Origin of the sequence: Mesorhizobium neociceri (assembly GCF_013520985.1) — a bacterium.
GTDB lineage: Bacteria > Pseudomonadota > Alphaproteobacteria > Rhizobiales > Rhizobiaceae > Mesorhizobium > Mesorhizobium neociceri.
Window position 1 is genome coordinate 528083 of the sequence record NZ_JACDTY010000001.1, and the last position, 15383, is coordinate 543465.

Here is a 15383-nt window from a genome sequence, read left to right on the forward strand (position 1 = left end):
AAGGGAATGGTGCAGGCATGAGTTCCATCGAAATCAGGCTTTTCACGCGTGACACCGCGACTCTGGCGATGCTGGCCGACCTTCTGATCGAGACGGTCGCGGCCGGCGGATCCGTCAGCTTCATGCATCCATTATCTAGGCAAGCGGCGGAAACCTTCTGGGACAACTCACTGATGGCAGCATCAAGGGGTGAGAGAGCGGTGCTGGGCGCGTGGCACAGCGGTGTCCTCGTTGGCACAGTGACCTTGCTGCTCGATTTCCCTGATAACCAGCCGCACCGGGCCGAGATCGCCAAGCTGATGATCCGGCTCGCCCACCGCGGCAAGGGGATAGCGAGGCAGCTGATGCGGACCGCGGAAGCACTCGCTGTCCAGAAAGGCCGCACGCTGCTGGTACTGGACACCGCGACCGAGGAGGGCGCTTCCGGCCTCTACGAGAAAATCGGCTTCACGCTTACCGGCGAGATACCGGACTTTGCCTTGAAGCCGCATGGCGGGCTGACCGGCACGCTCATCTACTGGAAGCGCATCGGCCTGTTCACCTAACCCTTGTGATGAGCCTGCTGCAGCCCGTAGACCGGCGTTGCGATGCCTTCCATGCGCGCCTTCAGCTGCAGCGACAGGAACTGCGAATAGTGGCGCGACTGGTGCAAATTGCCGCCATGGAACCACAGCGCCTCCTGCTGCGTCGGCTTCCACATGTTGCGCAGCTCGCCTTCCCATGGTCCCGGGTCCTTGGTGGTGTTCGAGCCGAGGCCCCAGCATTTGCCGACCTTGTCGGCGACGTCCCTTGAGATCAAATCGGCTGCCCAGCCGTTCATCGAACCGTAGCCGGTGGCGTAGACGATAAGATCGGCCGGCAGTTCGGATCCGTCGGAGAGCAGTACCGAATGCGCCTTGATCTCCTTCGCCTCGACACCGCTCTTCAATTTGATCGAACCGTCGATGATCAGGTCGGAGGCGCCGACATCGATGTAATAGCCCGAGCCGCGCCTCAGATACTTCATGAACAGGCCGGAGCCGTCGTCGCCCCAATCGAGCATGAAGCCGGCCTTCTCCAGGCCTTTGTAGAAGCTGGCGTCGCGCTTCTTCATCTCGGCATAGGCGGGGATCTGGAACTCGTGCAGGATCTTGTAGGGCAGGGAGGCGAAGACGAGGTCGGCCTTGGCGGTGGTCATGCCGCTCTCGACCGCCTTTTCCGAATAGAGCGAGCCCAGCCCGATCTCCATCAGCGTGTCCGACTTGACGATATGCGTGGTCGAGCGCTGCACCATGGTAACATCGGCGCCGGCCTCCCAAAGGGCTGCCGCGATGTCATGGGCGGAGTTGTTGGAACCAATGATGACCGCCTTCTTGCCGGCATAAGCGTCGGGGCCGGGGTGCTTCGAGGAGTGATGCTGGTCGCCCTTGAAGCTTTCCATGCCCTTGAAGCTTGGCATGTTGGCCTTGCCGGATTGGCCGGTGGCCAGCACCAACTGCTTCGGCTTCAGCGTGATGTCCTTGCCGTCGCGGCGCACGACCACCGTCCATTCCTTCTTCTTGTCGTCATAGACAGCGCTCTTGGCCTCGGTCGACGACCAGTAGTTCAGCTCCATCACCTTGGCGTACATTTCCAGCCAGTCGCCGATCTTGTCCTTGGGCGCGAAGACCGGCCAGTTCCTGGGGAAGTCGATATAGGGCAGATGGTCGTACCAGACGGGGTCGTGCAGGCAGAGCGACTTGTAGCGCTTGCGCCAGCTGTCGCCGGCCCGCTCGTTCTTCTCGACGATGATGGTCGGCACGCCGAGTTGCCTGAGCCGCGCGCCGAGCGCAATGCCGCCCTGGCCGCCGCCGATGATGAGTGTGTAGGGCTGCGTCTTGAAGCCGAGTTCGGCGGCCTCCTTCTCGCGCTCCTCCTTCCAGGTCGGGCGGTTCTTGCCATGGCCATGCTTGGCGCCGAGCGGGCGGTCGAAGCCGGCCGGCTCCTCATGGCCCTTGAGCTCGACCATGGTGGTGAGCAGAGTCCAGATCTTGCCGTCCTTCAACCTGATGTGACCGAAGCCGCGCGCCACCTCCGTTTCGAAGCTTATCCAGCTGTCAAGCACGCCGTCGCTTTCCGTGGCGTCCTCGCCCTTGGCGATCGCCCAGTTCGACGGTTTGGTCTTCGTCAGTTGGCTGACCAGCATGTCGCGCACCTGATCGCGGCCCTCCATCGTCTTGATGTTCCAGGTGAAGCTGACGAGATCGCGCCAGTAACAATCCTCCTGAAAGCAGGCGACAGCTTTGTCGACATCGCCGGCGGCGAGTGCCGCGCCAAAGCGATCGAGCAGGTCGGAAAGCTTCTTGTTGGGGGCCTTGTCGAGCATTGAATTTCCTCCGCGATTTTTTCCTGGCCGCCTGTAGCGAGCGGAACCCTGCCGAAGCTTGACGTCCGACTTCGCGCAGTATCGCGGCAAATTATGCGCCGCGTCACGTCGTCCAATAGTTTGGCGCATTTTCAGCGGCTTATCGGAAAATTGCCGATGCGGACGGGCCCGGCTCAAATGCTACGGCGGTCAGCCATGCGCTGGCCGAAGACGGTTGCGAGCCACTGACGGACATCGTCCTCGGCGCGGCTGAGATGGGCGCCGGAAGGGGCCGTCAGATAGTGGCCGGCACCGCCTGACAGTGCAAACTCGGAAAGGGTCACCAGCGATCCGTCGCGCAACGCCGCATCGGCGAGCGGGCGCGATCCCAGTACCATGCCGGCACCGTGTCTTGCCGCCTCGAGAGCGGCGACGAAACTGTCGAATTTGTGCGCCGGCCCGATGGTGGGCTTCATGCGGGCGGCGGCGAACCATTCGCCCCACATTTCGCGCGCGCCGACGACGGTGAGTTTCGGCAATTCCGTCCAGTCCGGCATCCTGGCAAGGCTGGGTGCTGCCATCGGCGTCAATGTTTCCCGGGTGAGCCGATCGGCCTGCCGTCCGGCGAAGGAGCCGGTGCCGAAACGGATGTCAAGCATGCCTGAGCGCTCGCCATAGTCGGCCGGCGTGTGGATGGTCTCGATCTGCAGTTGGACGTGCGGCAGGCTGGTCGCCATTTCGGGCAGGACCGGCGCGATCATCAGCACGGCAAAGGAAATCGGCGAGCGTATCGTCACGCTCTGGATCGTCCTCGGTTCGAACAGCTCGCGCGTGCTGTTGCCGATCACGGCGAAGGCCGATTGCAAATGCGGCAGGTAGGCCGCGGCCTCCGGCGTCAACTCCACGCCACGCGCCAGGCGGATGAACAGGGCATGCTTCAGCCGCTCTTCGAGCGAGCGGATGTGCTGGCTGACGGCCGCCTGGGTCAGTCCGAGTTCGGCTGCGGCGGCGGTGAAATTCGACAGCCGCGCGGCGGCCTCGAAGCTGCGCAGCCAGTCGAGCGGCGGCAAGGGCAGGATTGTTTGAGCCATTAGAAATTTATGCCCATAGGCCGAAAAACGATAATTTGAATTATGCCTCTTATCCCGCCAACATGCAATCGAAGCCCCACTGAAGTGGGGCGCAGCGGACAGGAACGGATCTCCATGCTTACCCACGCGCTGATCGGCGATGAAGGCAGAACAATCGACCTTGGCTGGAAGGACGGGACGCGCACCCGCTTTCACGCGATGTGGCTGCGCGACAATGCACTGGACGAAAAGACGCGCAGCGCCGGCAACGGCCAGCGGCTCATCACCATTCTCGACATTCCGGCGCAAACGCGGATCGGCGCGGCCGCGATCAAGGGCGATGCTCTCGAAATCAGCTTCGTGCCCGAACAGAAGACCGTCAGCTTTCCCGCGGCGTGGCTGAGCGCCAATGCCTATGACCGCGATGCCGCCCGCCAGCCCGGCTGGACAGGCGAGGCCACCGTGCGATGGACCAAGGCCTCAATGCAGAATTCGGTGCCGCGCGCCGGCTATGTCGCTGCCAGCCGCGACCGCGCTGTGTTGGGGCAGTGGCTGTCGGCGGTGAAGACCTATGGCTTCGCGGTGATGGACGACCTGCCGACCGAATCCGGGGCGCTGTGCAAAGTGTCCGATCTGTTCGGCTATATCAGGGAGACCAATTACGGCCGCTGGTTCGAAGTGCGCGCCGAGGTCAATCCGACCAATCTGGCCTACACCAATCTAGGCCTGCAGGCGCACACCGACAATCCCTATCGCGATCCGGTGCCGACGCTGCAGATCCTGTCCTGCATCGAAAACACGGTAGAGGGCGGCGAATCCAGCGTCGTCGATGGTTTTGCCGTTGCGGCGGCGCTGCAGGCTGAAAATCCCGAAGGCTTCCGTCTCCTGAGTTCACACCCGGCGCGTTTCGAATATGCCGGTTCGACTGGCGTGCGATTGCAGGCCAAGCGGCCGATGATCGAGCTCGGCCCTGATGGCGAGCTCATCTCCATCCGCTTCAACAACCGCTCGCTGGCGCCGACTGTCGACGTGCCGTTCGCCGACATGGAGGCCTACTACGCTGCCTATCGCCGGTTCGCCGAACTGATCGAGGATCCGTCCTTCGAAGTGACCTTCAAGCTTGAGGCAGGGCAGGCCTTCATCGTCGACAACACCCGCGTCATGCATGCCCGCAAGCAATTTTCGGGCACCGGCAAGCGCTGGCTGCAGGGATGCTACGCCGACAAGGATGGCTTGCTGTCGACGCTTTCGGCGATCGAACACGCGTTCAAGGAGGCCGCGGAATGAGCGGCCAGGATTTGAACGCGGACAACATCGTCGAGTTCATCGCCGATATTTTCGAACGCCGAGGGGCGGAATCCTATCTGGGCGAACCCGTCACCATGTCGGAGCACATGCTGCAGGGCGCCTGGTTTGCAGAGAAGGACGGCGCGCCGGAGGTGCTGGTGGCGGCAGCGCTGCTGCACGACATCGGCCACTACACCAGCGAGTTCGGCACCTATTCGCCCGACGATGTCGAGGACAAGCATCATGACGAAGCCGGCGGCGAGGTGCTGGCGCCGTTCTTCCCGCCTGTCATCGTCGAGTGTGTGCGGCTGCATGTCTCGGCCAAGCGCTACCTCTGCGCCACCGACCCCACTTATTTCGGCAGGCTCTCGCAGGCCTCGGTGCATACGCTGTCGCTGCAGGGCGGGCCGATGAATGCCGAGGAAGTGGCCGAGTTCCGCAAGAACCCTTTCCATGAGGAAGCGGTGCGGGTCCGCATCTGGGACGAGGCCGGCAAGATCGCCAACATGAAGACCCGGGCATTTCGCGATTACGTGCCGTTGCTGCAGCGCGTCGTTCGCGACTTCGCCAATCGCACCTGATCGCAAATCCACACTCGAGAGGGGGAACGGCCATGTGCTTCCGCTTCGACGGTCAATGCGCGGTGACGGCTCACAGGCCGGATAAATGCCGGGAGCACGTGCTCCCGGCCAGTTCCTCCGAGCCATCGCCAATTGCTTCTCGCGGCAAAGTGAACGAACCGCATACTGCGGGCGGATCTGAGCCCGATGCGGCCACCCACATTGCCCGTTGACAGCGGCGCAAAACCAATCCTATTGTCCGCCACGATGAAAAAGGCACTCATTCTCGTAGGAAAGCGCGTGGGCAAGGCGGTGTAACCGCCGGGCGAAAACCTCCCATGCGCAACACACAGGCTCCCTCGGGGGCCTTTTTTATTGCCCAAAACACGACTAAACGACCAATAACACCCAAATGGCAACGCCCATGGGGCGACAGTACGGGACCAGACCGATGAGCAACGGACAGAACGAACGGCGCGAAATGACGGGCGCTGAAATGGTGGTGCAGGCGCTGAAGGACAATGGCGTCAAGCATGTCTTCGGTTATCCCGGCGGCGCGGTCCTTCCGATCTATGACGAAATCTTTCAGCAGGACGAGGTCGAGCACATTCTGGTCCGCCACGAACAGGGCGCCGGCCATGCGGCGGAAGGCTATGCGCGCTCGACCGGCAAGGCCGGCGTGCTGCTGGTGACATCGGGGCCGGGCGCCACCAATGCGGTGACGCCCTTGCAGGATGCGCTGATGGATTCGATCCCGCTGGTCTGTCTGACCGGGCAGGTGCCGACCTCGCTGATCGGCTCGGACGCCTTCCAGGAGTGCGACACGGTCGGCATTACGCGCCCCTGCACCAAGCACAACTGGCTGGTGAAGGACGTCAACGAACTCGCCGCCACAATCCATGAAGCTTTTCATGTCGCGACCACCGGCCGTCCCGGCCCGGTGGTGGTCGACATCCCGAAGGACGTGCAGTTCGCCAAGGGCATCTATGTGCCGCCGCAGACGGCGCCGCGCACCAGCTACCAGCCGAAGGTCCAGGGCGATCTGGAGAAGATCAAGGCAGCCGTCGAACTGATGGCCGGCGCCAAAAAGCCGATCATCTATTCGGGCGGCGGCGTCATCAATTCCGGCCCGGAAGCGAGCCATCTGCTGCGCGAACTGGTCGATCTCACCGGTTTCCCGATCACCTCGACGCTGATGGGGCTCGGCGCCTATCCGGCCTCGGGCAAGAACTGGATGGGCATGCTGGGCATGCACGGCACCTACGAAGCCAATATGGCCATGCACGATTGCGACGTGATGATCTGCATCGGCGCGCGCTTCGACGACCGTATCACCGGGCGGCTGACGGCGTTCTCGCCGAACTCGAAGAAGGTTCACATCGACATCGATCCGTCGTCGATCAACAAGAACGTTCACACCGACGTGCCGATCATCGGCGATGTCGGCCGCGTGCTGGAAGATATGGTGCGGCTGTGGCGGGCGACCGCCAAGCCGGACAAGAAGGCGCTCTATCCCTGGTGGGAGCAGATCGCCAAATGGCGCGCGCGCGATTCACTCGCCTTCAAGATGAACCACGACGTCATCATGCCGCAATACGCCATCCAGCGGCTCTATGCGCTGACCAAGGACATGGACACCTACATCACCACCGAGGTCGGCCAGCACCAGATGTGGGCGGCGCAGCACTATCATTTCGAGAAGCCGAACCGCTGGATGACATCGGGCGGGCTGGGCACGATGGGCTACGGCCTGCCGGCCGCACTCGGCGTGCAGATCGCGCATCCCGATGCACTGGTCATCGACATCGCCGGCGACGCCTCGGTGCAGATGACCATGCAGGAGATGAGTGCTGCCGTGCAGCACAATGCGCCGATCAAGATCTTCATCCTCAACAACCAGTATATGGGCATGGTGCGGCAGTGGCAGCAGCTGCTGCACGGCAACCGGCTGTCGCATTCCTACACCGAGGCGATGCCGGACTTCGTCAAGCTGGCCGACGCCTATGGCGGCCACGGCATTCGCTGCGAGAAGCCGGACGAACTGGATGACGCGATCAAGGAGATGATCGCGGTGGACAAGCCGGTGCTGTTCGACTGCCGCGTGGCGACGCTCGCCAACTGCTTCCCGATGATCCCCTCGGGCAAGGCGCATAACGAAATGCTCCTGCCCGACGAGGCGACCGACGAAGCCGTGGCCAACGCCATCGACGCCAAGGGCAGGGAACTGGTCTAGGACAAGCCGGGGCAGGGCTTGTCGAAAGAAGCCGTGCGCAAACAGAGAATTAGCTCAAAAGTCTGAAATCGAGATTCATGTCATGAACGCACAGCTTCAACCGACCGGCTCCGCCTACTTCATCGCCAAGGAAACCGAGAAGCCGGAGAACCACACGCTCTCCGTGCTGGTCGACAATGAGCCGGGCGTGCTTGCCCGGGTCATCGGCCTGTTTTCCGGCCGCGGCTACAACATCGAGAGCCTCACCGTCTCCGAGACGGAGCACGAAAAGCATCTGTCGCGCATCACCATCGTGACGCGCGGAACGCCGCATGTGCTGGAGCAGATCAAGCATCAGCTCGAGCGTATCGTGCCGGTGCATCGCGTCGTCGACCTCACCGTGCGCTCGCACGAATTCGGTCAGGAGCGACCGTTGGAGCGCGAACTGGCGCTGGTCAAGGTGGCCGGTACCGGCGAGGCTCGGGTCGAGGCGCTGCGGCTGGCGGATGCCTTCCGCGCCAGCGTCATCGACGCCAACACCGAGCATTTCATCTTCGAGATCACCGGCAAGGGCTCGAAGCTCGACCAGTTCATCGCCATCATGAAGCCGCTCGGCCTGGTTGAGATCTGCCGCACCGGCGTGGCGGCGATGAACCGCGGCCCGCAAGGGATGTAGGCATTCATGCGAAATTAAAGTTCCGCAATCACGGTCGGCCAGACAGTCGGACAGCAGGCTTGAGAATTGGTGACGCATGACTCCGCGCAAAGAGCTGATCATACATGTGATGATGTACGCTCTGATCGCATTCTCGATCTGGGTTCTTGCCCATGCCTGGGTAACGATGACGGTCCCTGTCGGACGAACCTATAGCCTGGTTGCGTATGCGGACAATCCGACCAGATTCTGGGATGGGGTCCTGTTCCACGCCGGATCCATCGTCGTCTTCAGTTGGTTTCTCTGGGCACTGAAGTATCGTCACCGGAACTGATGCGGCGGGAGATGCAATCGAGATATCAGCCGGCGGACTTTGTCTGCTTTGCATCGACCTTGCCGCTCGCCAGTTCCTTGCTTTCCCGTTTGATCGGGCGCGCCACTGGGCAGACGTCCTGGACGAAGCCGTTCAACGTGTTCACCAGATTGTTCTGGACCAGCGAGTAGTGGATGAACTGGCCCTGCCGCTCCCTGGCGATAAGGCCGGCCGTTTCCAGTATGCTCAGATGCTGCGAGATCGACGGCTTCGACATGTCGAAGCGCGCGGCGATCTCGCCGGCCGTCAGCGAGGAATGGGCGAGATAGGCGAGGATCTTGCGCCGGGGCTGCGACGAGAGCGCTTCGAACACGCGCTGTATGGCGCCGCTGCCGCCGGCAGCCGTTTCACCATCCGCTGCATTGTCTTCGATCACTGCTTGCCTCGTTTTTGCCTCTGGTAATTAGGCCATTGCCTAAATACCTAATCCGGCCTAATAGATAATTAGCTTAGTGCCTAAATAAAGGCCGATGCGCCGGAAGGCAAGGCTCTTGGTTCGGAAATGTTCCTGCAGAGGAGGGGTACCGATGAAAACCATATCCACAGCCAGAATGATCTCGCAGCCCTTGAGCGACGCCGAAGACGGCGAGGTCGTCTGGATGCCGGTCAAGTCGATCTGGGTTGGCGCGATGACGCTGATTGTCCTTGTGTTCGGGCCGCTGACCTTCAGCTGGAGCGCCTTTGCCCTGTTCGTGGTGACGACGGCGGTGACGATCTGCGCCGGGCATTCGGTTGGCATGCATCGCCTGCTCATCCATCGCTCGTTCAAGGTGCATATCTGGATCGAACATGCGCTGGTCTATCTCGGCACGCTTGTCGGCATGGCCGGTCCCTTCGGCATGATCTATGCGCATGACATACGCGACTGGGCGCAGCGCCAGACGGCATGCCACGATCTGCACGCCCACCGCCGGCCATTCTTCACCGACGCTTTCTGGCAGATGCATTGCGCCGTTGCGTTGCGCAATCCGCCTGACTTCGTCATCGAGCCGTCGATCCGCAACGACCGCTTCTACAAATTCGTCGAGCGCACCTGGATGCTGCAGCAATTGCCATGGGCGATCCTGTTCTTTGTCCTTGGCGGCTGGAGCTGGGTCGTCTGGGGCATTGCGGTGCGGGTCTCGGTTTCGCTCACCGGGCACTGGCTGATCGGGCATTTCGCCCATCGCAGCGGGCAGCAGGGCTGGCGCGTTGATGGCGTCGCCGTGCAAGGCTACAATCTGCCGCGTTTCGGCCTGGTGACGTTCGGCGAGAGTTTTCACGGCAACCATCACGCGTTCCCCGAATCCGCCAGGCTCGGCCTCGAACGCGGGCAGATCGACCTCGGCTGGGTCTTCATCCGCATCCTCGCCGCTTTGGGTCTCGCGCATGGGGTGAAGCTTCCCGGGAACACGCCGAAGCGCAAAGGCCTGCGGCGTGTGGCCGGCCATCAAGAGACGGCGGCCGCTCCCGGCCTGTTGTCGGCACGACCCCACGGCAGGTAGACTATGCCGGCCGTGGCTGGGCTGGCGACAGGAACAGACGACGGCAGGGCGTATTGGACCAATCGAATGAAGTTGCGTCCGGACGCCCCGTCGATTTAAGTCAGTATTCCTGACCTTTATGAGCCGTCATGTCCCTCGACACCTTCCTTGCCCTTTTGGTCTATGCCTTCGTGACCTCGATCACGCCAGGGCCGAACAACCTTATGCTTCTGGCGTCGGGTGTTAATTTCGGCATCGTCAGGACCATTCCGCATATGCTCGGCATCAGCATCGGCTTCTTCGTGCTGTTGCTGGCCGTCGGCTTCGGCCTCGGCGCCGTGCTGACGGCGTTTCCAGCGCTGCACACCGGATTGAAGATCGCCGGTGCCGCCTATCTGCTTTACCTCGCCTGGAAGATCGCCATGTCACGCTCGCTCAGCGCAAAGGGCGAGGTTGAGGCAAAGCCGATGCGCTTCATCGATGCGGCGGCGTTCCAGTGGGTCAACCCCAAGGCCTGGGTGATGGCGATCACCGCCATGGCCGTCTACACCAACGCCGACCACCCGTTCCTGTCGGTGGCGCTGATCTCTGCGGCGTTCGCCATCGTCAACTTGCCGAGCGTGTCGGTGTGGGCCGGTTTCGGCACGGCGCTGCGCGGCTTCCTGTCGGATCCGGTGCGGCTGAAATGGTTCAACATCGCCATGGGCGTGCTGCTCGCCGCGACGCTCTGGCCGATGCTGCGCTAGATCTTCCTGACCTGAATCTCAACCACATCCTGGCTGGCTTTTCCGACTGTTGAGCCGGCTGCACATTCATTGTGCAGTGCACATTAAATCTTCGTAATGCCGCGTTTTGGCCCTTTTCCGACAAAGGCGTGTCCTATCTACTTCTGCACAATCGCGGCAAGGCGCCATGATTTGCGGTAGAATGAGACCACCGGGTTCGGCGTGTCGGATCATAAGGCTTGTAGTCGATGCGCGGGAAAGTCGTTCTGGCGGTAGTGGTGGCAGCGGCCTGTGTCGCCGCGGCCTGGGTCTATTTTTCGCCGACAGCGATGGGCAGTCTTCAGCAGATGCTGCCGGGCGCCAAGCAGACGGCGGCGGCGGACAAGCCGGCTGGATCGGACAAGGCTTCGGCTGACAAGGCTGGGGGCAAATCCGGTGCCGGCGGAAATGCCGCCCGTTCGGCCTCGATCGTTTCGGCGGCCGCGACAACGGCCGATTTCCCGATCCGCCGCTACGCCATCGGCTTCGTCTCGTCTCCGGCCGTGGTCAACATCAACGCCCGGGTGTCGAGCCAGATCGTGTCGATCGACGTCAAGGACGGCCAGATGGTGAAGGTCGGCGACCTTTTGTTCTCGCTCGACGACCGGGCGCTGAAGGCGCAGCTTGCCAAGGACCAGGCGACGCTTGCCAAGGACCAGGCAATGCTGGCGAGCTCGGTGTCAGATCTCCAGCGCGCCAAGGATCTCGTCGCCAAACAGGCCGGCACGCAGCAGACCTACGATCAGGCGGTGGCGGCGCAAAAGGCTGCGGCGGCGACCGTCGATGCCGACAAGGCGACCATCGATGCCGACAATGTCCAGCTCGGCTTTGCCACGATCACGGCGCCGATTGCCGGCAGGCTCGGCGCAGTCAGCGTCGCGGTCGGCGATCTCGTCACCGTCAGCAACGGCAACTCGAGCACGGCGACGCCGCTGGTGACGATCACCCAGATCGATCCGCTGCAGGTCAACTTCAATCTGCCGGAGAGCAATCTGGCGCTGCTGCACAAGGCGCTGGCCAATCCGCAGCAAGGGGCGGTGACGCTGACCAAGGACGGCGACCCGACGCCGATCGGCAAGGGCACGCTCGACTTCGTCGATTCCAGCGTCGACACCGCTTCCGGCACCATTGCCACGCGGGCAAGCATACCCAATGCCGATCTGTCGCTGTGGCCCGGGCAATACGTGAATGTCGTGCTCGACGCCGGCATCATGCCGCAGATGACCTCGGTTCCGACCGTTGCCGTGCAACCCAGCCAGAGGGGGCCGTTTGTCTATGTGGTCAAGCCGGACAACACGGTCGAGATGCGGCCGGTGCAGGTGGCGCTGACCGAAGGCGAAAACAGCGCCATCAGCGAGGGCGTCAAGTCCGGCGAGAAGGTGGTCGTCGAGGGCCAGACCAGGCTGAAGGACGGCGCCGCCGTGCATGAGGGCAAGGCGGCCGGTGGTGATCAGGCCGCGCCAAAGGTCGCGCAAGCCGACAAGGCGGCTGCCCAATGATTTCCGAATTCTGCATACGCAGGCCCGTCGCCACGCTGCTGATGTCGTTCGCCCTCGTGCTGGGTGGGCTGTTTGCCTACAAATTCCTGCCTGTTGCAGCGCTGCCAAGTGCTGAATTTCCGGTCGTCAACGTCTCGGCGTCGCTGCCCGGCGCTTCGCCCGAAACCATGGCAACCTCGGTGGCGACGCCGCTGATCAAGCAGTTCGCGACGATTGCCGGCATCGATTCGATCTCGACCACCAACTCGCTCGGCCAGACCTCGATCGCCATTCAGTTCGTGCTCAACCGCGACATCGACGCGGCCGCCGCCGACGTGCAAGCGGCGATCGCGCGTACGCAGAAATCGCTGCCGCCGGAAATGACGTCGCCGCCGAGCTACCGCAAGGTCAATCCGGCCGACGCGCCGATCCTGTTGATGTCGCTGGTCAGCGACACGGTTCCGTTGACCGATCTCGATGCCTTCGCCGAAAACGTCATCTCGCCGTCGCTGTCGACCATCGACGGGGTGGCGCAGGTCTCGATCTTCGGCCAGCAGAAATATGCGGTGCGCATCCAGATCGATCCGACCGCGCTTGCCGCGCGCGGCATCTCGATCGACCAGCTGCAGACGGCGATCGCGTCGGCCAACAGCAACACGCCGCTCGGCGTGCTGCAGAACGACAAGCAACAGCTGACCATCACAGCCAACACGCAGCTCACCAACGCCGCCGGCTTCTCCAACCTCATCATCGCCACCAAGGATGGCCACCCGGTGCGGCTAGGCGAGGTGACCCGCGTCGTCGATTCGGTGCAGACCACCACGACCGCGAGTTGGTACGATGGTACCCGCGCGATCATCATGGCTGTGCAGCGCCAGCCCGACGCCAACACTGTCGACGTCGTCGACAAGGTCAAGGCGATGCTGCCGTCCTTCCAGGACCAGATGCCGGCCGCCGCCCAGATCAAGCTGCTCAACGACCGTTCGACCTCGATCCGCCAGGCCGTCGACGATGTGCAGTTCACGTTGCTCCTGACCATCGCGTTGGTGGTGATGGTGATCTTCGTCTTCCTGCGCCGGGTGACGGCAACCATCATTCCGGCCGTGGCGGTGCCGATCTCGCTGATTGCCACGCTGGGCGCGATGTTCCTGTTCGGCTTTTCCATCGACAACATATCGCTGATGGGCCTGACGCTTGCCGTCGGCCTTGTCGTCGACGACGCCATCGTCATGCTGGAAAACATTTTTCGCCACATGGAGGAGGATGGGTTGTCGGCCTTCGACGCATCGCTGAAGGGCGCGCGCGAAATCGGCTTCACTATCATCTCGATCTCGATCTCGCTGGTGGCGGTGTTCATCCCGGTGCTTTTGATGGGCGGCGTCATCGGCCGCATCTTCAACGAGTTCGCCGTCGTGGTTACAGTCGCCATCCTCGCGTCGATGTTCGTGTCGCTGACGCTGACGCCGATGCTGTGCTCACGGCTGCTGTCGGTGACGAAAGCCGACCGCGACAAGCATGGCCCTGGCCACAAGCAGGACTTCGTCACACGCGGCTATGACCGGCTTCTGACCTTCTGCCTGCGCCACACTTTCCTGGTGTTCCTCGTCTTCCTCGGCACCGCGGCAGGATCGGTGTGGCTGATCGAGGTGTCGCCGAAGGGCTTCTTCCCGCAGGAGGATATCGGCCAGATCTCGGTGACGACAATTGCGCGCCAGGACATCTCGTTCGACGCCATGTCGAGGCTGCAGGGGCAGGTCGCCAGCGTCTTCTCGCATTCGCCCTATGTCGATCATGTCGCATGGTCGGCGGGCAGCGGCAGCAATGCGCTCAACCAGGGGCAGCTTTTCGTCCAGCTCAAGGGCAAGGACCAGCGTCCCGACATCGAGAAGGTGCTTTCGGATCTAAGGCGGCAACTGGCCGGTGTGGCGGGTATCGAAACCTACATGCAGCCGGTGCAGAACCTGCGGCTCGGTTCGCGCTCTTCGGCCAGCGCCTACCAGCTGGTCGTCCAAGGCCTCGATACCGGCCAGACCGACATCTGGGCACAGAAGCTGAATGACGCGATGGCGGCCGACCATACGAATTTCACCGACGTCACCAGCGACTTGCAGAACAATGCCCTGCAGGCATCGCTGGTGGTCGACCGCGACAAGGCCGCCCAGCTCGGCATCGACACCGACACGCTGCGATCCGCCCTCTATGGCGGATTCGGTACCGACCAGGTTTCGACGATCTTCGGTTCGGCCGACAGTTATGAGGTCATCACCGAGCTCGATCCCAACATCGAATGGTCGCCGGAGCGCATGCTCGCCATCCAGATGAGGACGGCGAGCGGCAGCCTGGTGCCGCTTGGCGCCTTTGCCCGCGTCGACCGCACGGCCGGCGCCTTGACGGTCAACCAGCTCGGCCAGCTGCCGGCGGTGACCATCTCCTACAATCTGCCGCAAGGCGTGGCGCTCGGCGACAGCACGGCCCGCATCGACGCGCTGAAGGAGCAGATCGGCATGCCGACGGCGATCTCGACCAGCTTCGCCGGCACCGCCAAGACCTTCCAGGATTCGCTTGCCAACCAGGGCCTGCTGATCGGCGGCGCCATCCTGACCATCTATATCGTGCTCGGCATCCTCTATGAGAGCTTCATCCATCCGCTGACCATTCTGACCGGCCTGCCTTCGGCGGTGCTGGGCGCGGTGGTGGCGCTGCGCTTTGCCGGCATGGATTTGTCGGTCATCGCGGTGATCGGCATCCTGATGCTGATCGGCATCGTCAAGAAGAACGGCATCATGATGGTCGACGTCGCGCTGGAACTGCGACGAGAGGGCATGTCGGCGACGGAGTCCATCCACAAGGCCTGCCTGATGCGTTTCCGGCCGATCATGATGACCACGCTGGCGGCCCTGATGGGCACGTTCCCGATCGCGCTCGGCACCGGCGCAAGTGCTGAACTTCGCCAGCCGCTCGGCGTTGCCGTGGTCGGCGGGTTGCTCGCTTCGCAGGCGCTGACGCTGTTCGTCACGCCGGTGATCTACGTCTATTTCGAGAACTTCTCAGGCTGGCTGATGGGCTTCTTCTCCTCGAAAAAGAACAGGCCGGCGCTGCATGCCGTCGAGAGCGGCGAGCAGGGGTCGCTGTTCGACGCCGACGACCGGCTCGTCGAACCGCAGCAGGCCGCCGCCGAATAGGCGGCGGCGTCTGGCC

Annotated in this window: 12 protein-coding genes; 9 read left to right on the top strand and 3 right to left on the bottom strand. The window is 62.7% G+C overall.

Annotated elements, in window-relative coordinates:
- The first annotated feature begins 17 nt into the window (after nucleotides 1-17).
- Complete coding sequence (locus tag H0241_RS02420; protein WP_181055831.1) at nucleotides 18-545, top strand: GNAT family N-acetyltransferase; 528 nt, start codon at nucleotides 18-20, stop codon at nucleotides 543-545.
- Here the strand turns inward: H0241_RS02420 and H0241_RS02425 are convergent.
- Both H0241_RS02425 and H0241_RS02430 read right to left on the bottom strand, forming a co-directional pair.
- Entirely contained in the window at nucleotides 542-2344 is a 1803-nt protein-coding gene (locus tag H0241_RS02425; RefSeq protein WP_181055832.1) for an NAD(P)/FAD-dependent oxidoreductase, read from the bottom strand. The genes H0241_RS02420 and H0241_RS02425 overlap by 4 nt on opposite strands.
- 173 nt (nucleotides 2345-2517) lie before the next feature.
- Nucleotides 2518-3414: a LysR family transcriptional regulator gene (locus H0241_RS02430; protein WP_181055833.1), complete on the bottom strand. Its 897-nt coding sequence runs from the start codon at nucleotides 3412-3414 to the stop codon at nucleotides 2518-2520.
- Between the two features lie 114 nt (nucleotides 3415-3528).
- Here H0241_RS02430 and tmpA point away from each other — a divergent pair, with 114 nt between their 5' ends.
- The 4 genes from tmpA to ilvN all read left to right on the top strand — a co-directional run bounded on the left by tmpA (nucleotide 3529) and on the right by ilvN (nucleotide 8128).
- Complete coding sequence (gene tmpA / locus H0241_RS02435; protein ID WP_181055834.1) at nucleotides 3529-4680, top strand: 2-trimethylaminoethylphosphonate dioxygenase; 1152 nt, start codon at nucleotides 3529-3531, stop codon at nucleotides 4678-4680.
- Nucleotides 4677-5261 carry a (R)-1-hydroxy-2-trimethylaminoethylphosphonate oxygenase gene (gene tmpB, locus H0241_RS02440; RefSeq protein WP_181055835.1) on the top strand — a complete coding sequence of 195 codons (585 nt, stop codon included), beginning with the start codon at nucleotides 4677-4679 and terminating at the stop codon, nucleotides 5259-5261. Before tmpA ends, tmpB begins: the two co-directional genes overlap by 4 nt.
- Nucleotides 5262-5691: 430 nt before the next feature.
- Complete coding sequence (locus H0241_RS02445) at nucleotides 5692-7473, top strand: acetolactate synthase 3 large subunit (RefSeq protein WP_181055836.1); 1782 nt, start codon at nucleotides 5692-5694, stop codon at nucleotides 7471-7473.
- Nucleotides 7474-7555: 82 nt separating this feature from the next.
- Nucleotides 7556-8128, top strand: a complete 573-nt coding sequence (ilvN, locus tag H0241_RS02450; RefSeq protein ID WP_023668352.1) for an acetolactate synthase small subunit — start codon at nucleotides 7556-7558, stop codon at nucleotides 8126-8128.
- 338 nt (nucleotides 8129-8466) lie between these two features.
- On the opposite strand, the gene H0241_RS02455 is transcribed toward ilvN, so the two are convergent.
- Nucleotides 8467-8856: a metalloregulator ArsR/SmtB family transcription factor gene (locus H0241_RS02455; protein WP_328824597.1), complete on the bottom strand. Its 390-nt coding sequence runs from the start codon at nucleotides 8854-8856 to the stop codon at nucleotides 8467-8469.
- Between the two features lie 151 nt (nucleotides 8857-9007).
- Here H0241_RS02455 and H0241_RS02460 point away from each other — a divergent pair, with 151 nt between their 5' ends.
- The 4 genes from H0241_RS02460 to H0241_RS02475 all read left to right on the top strand — a co-directional run bounded on the left by H0241_RS02460 (nucleotide 9008) and on the right by H0241_RS02475 (nucleotide 15367).
- Nucleotides 9008-9964, top strand: a complete 957-nt coding sequence (locus H0241_RS02460; protein WP_181055837.1) for an acyl-CoA desaturase — start codon at nucleotides 9008-9010, stop codon at nucleotides 9962-9964.
- A gap of 128 nt (nucleotides 9965-10092) precedes the next feature.
- Nucleotides 10093-10689: a LysE family translocator gene (locus H0241_RS02465; RefSeq protein ID WP_181055838.1), complete on the top strand. Its 597-nt coding sequence runs from the start codon at nucleotides 10093-10095 to the stop codon at nucleotides 10687-10689.
- Nucleotides 10690-10916: 227 nt separating this feature from the next.
- Complete coding sequence (locus tag H0241_RS02470) at nucleotides 10917-12206, top strand: efflux RND transporter periplasmic adaptor subunit (protein WP_181055839.1); 1290 nt, start codon at nucleotides 10917-10919, stop codon at nucleotides 12204-12206.
- Nucleotides 12203-15367 (top strand): efflux RND transporter permease subunit, encoded by a 3165-nt coding sequence (locus tag H0241_RS02475; RefSeq protein WP_181055840.1) that lies wholly within the window; start codon nucleotides 12203-12205, stop codon nucleotides 15365-15367. The genes H0241_RS02470 and H0241_RS02475 overlap by 4 nt, the downstream gene beginning before the upstream one ends.
- Nucleotides 15368-15383 lie beyond the last annotated feature (16 nt).

What these genes read in the sequence shown, in the direction of transcription:
- H0241_RS02420 (WP_181055831.1), top strand. Translation starts at nt 18, where the DNA reads ATGAGTTCCATCGAAATCAGGCTTTTCACGCGTGACACCGCGACTCTG.
- H0241_RS02425 (WP_181055832.1), bottom strand. Translation starts at nt 2,344, where the DNA reads ATGCTCGACAAGGCCCCCAACAAGAAGCTTTCCGACCTGCTCGATCGC.
- H0241_RS02430 (WP_181055833.1), bottom strand. Translation starts at nt 3,414, where the DNA reads ATGGCTCAAACAATCCTGCCCTTGCCGCCGCTCGACTGGCTGCGCAGC.
- tmpA (WP_181055834.1), top strand. Translation starts at nt 3,529, where the DNA reads ATGCTTACCCACGCGCTGATCGGCGATGAAGGCAGAACAATCGACCTT.
- tmpB (WP_181055835.1), top strand. Translation starts at nt 4,677, where the DNA reads ATGAGCGGCCAGGATTTGAACGCGGACAACATCGTCGAGTTCATCGCC.
- H0241_RS02445 (WP_181055836.1), top strand. Translation starts at nt 5,692, where the DNA reads ATGAGCAACGGACAGAACGAACGGCGCGAAATGACGGGCGCTGAAATG.
- ilvN (WP_023668352.1), top strand. Translation starts at nt 7,556, where the DNA reads ATGAACGCACAGCTTCAACCGACCGGCTCCGCCTACTTCATCGCCAAG.
- H0241_RS02460 (WP_181055837.1), top strand. Translation starts at nt 9,008, where the DNA reads ATGAAAACCATATCCACAGCCAGAATGATCTCGCAGCCCTTGAGCGAC.
- H0241_RS02465 (WP_181055838.1), top strand. Translation starts at nt 10,093, where the DNA reads ATGTCCCTCGACACCTTCCTTGCCCTTTTGGTCTATGCCTTCGTGACC.
- H0241_RS02470 (WP_181055839.1), top strand. Translation starts at nt 10,917, where the DNA reads ATGCGCGGGAAAGTCGTTCTGGCGGTAGTGGTGGCAGCGGCCTGTGTC.
- H0241_RS02475 (WP_181055840.1), top strand. Translation starts at nt 12,203, where the DNA reads ATGATTTCCGAATTCTGCATACGCAGGCCCGTCGCCACGCTGCTGATG.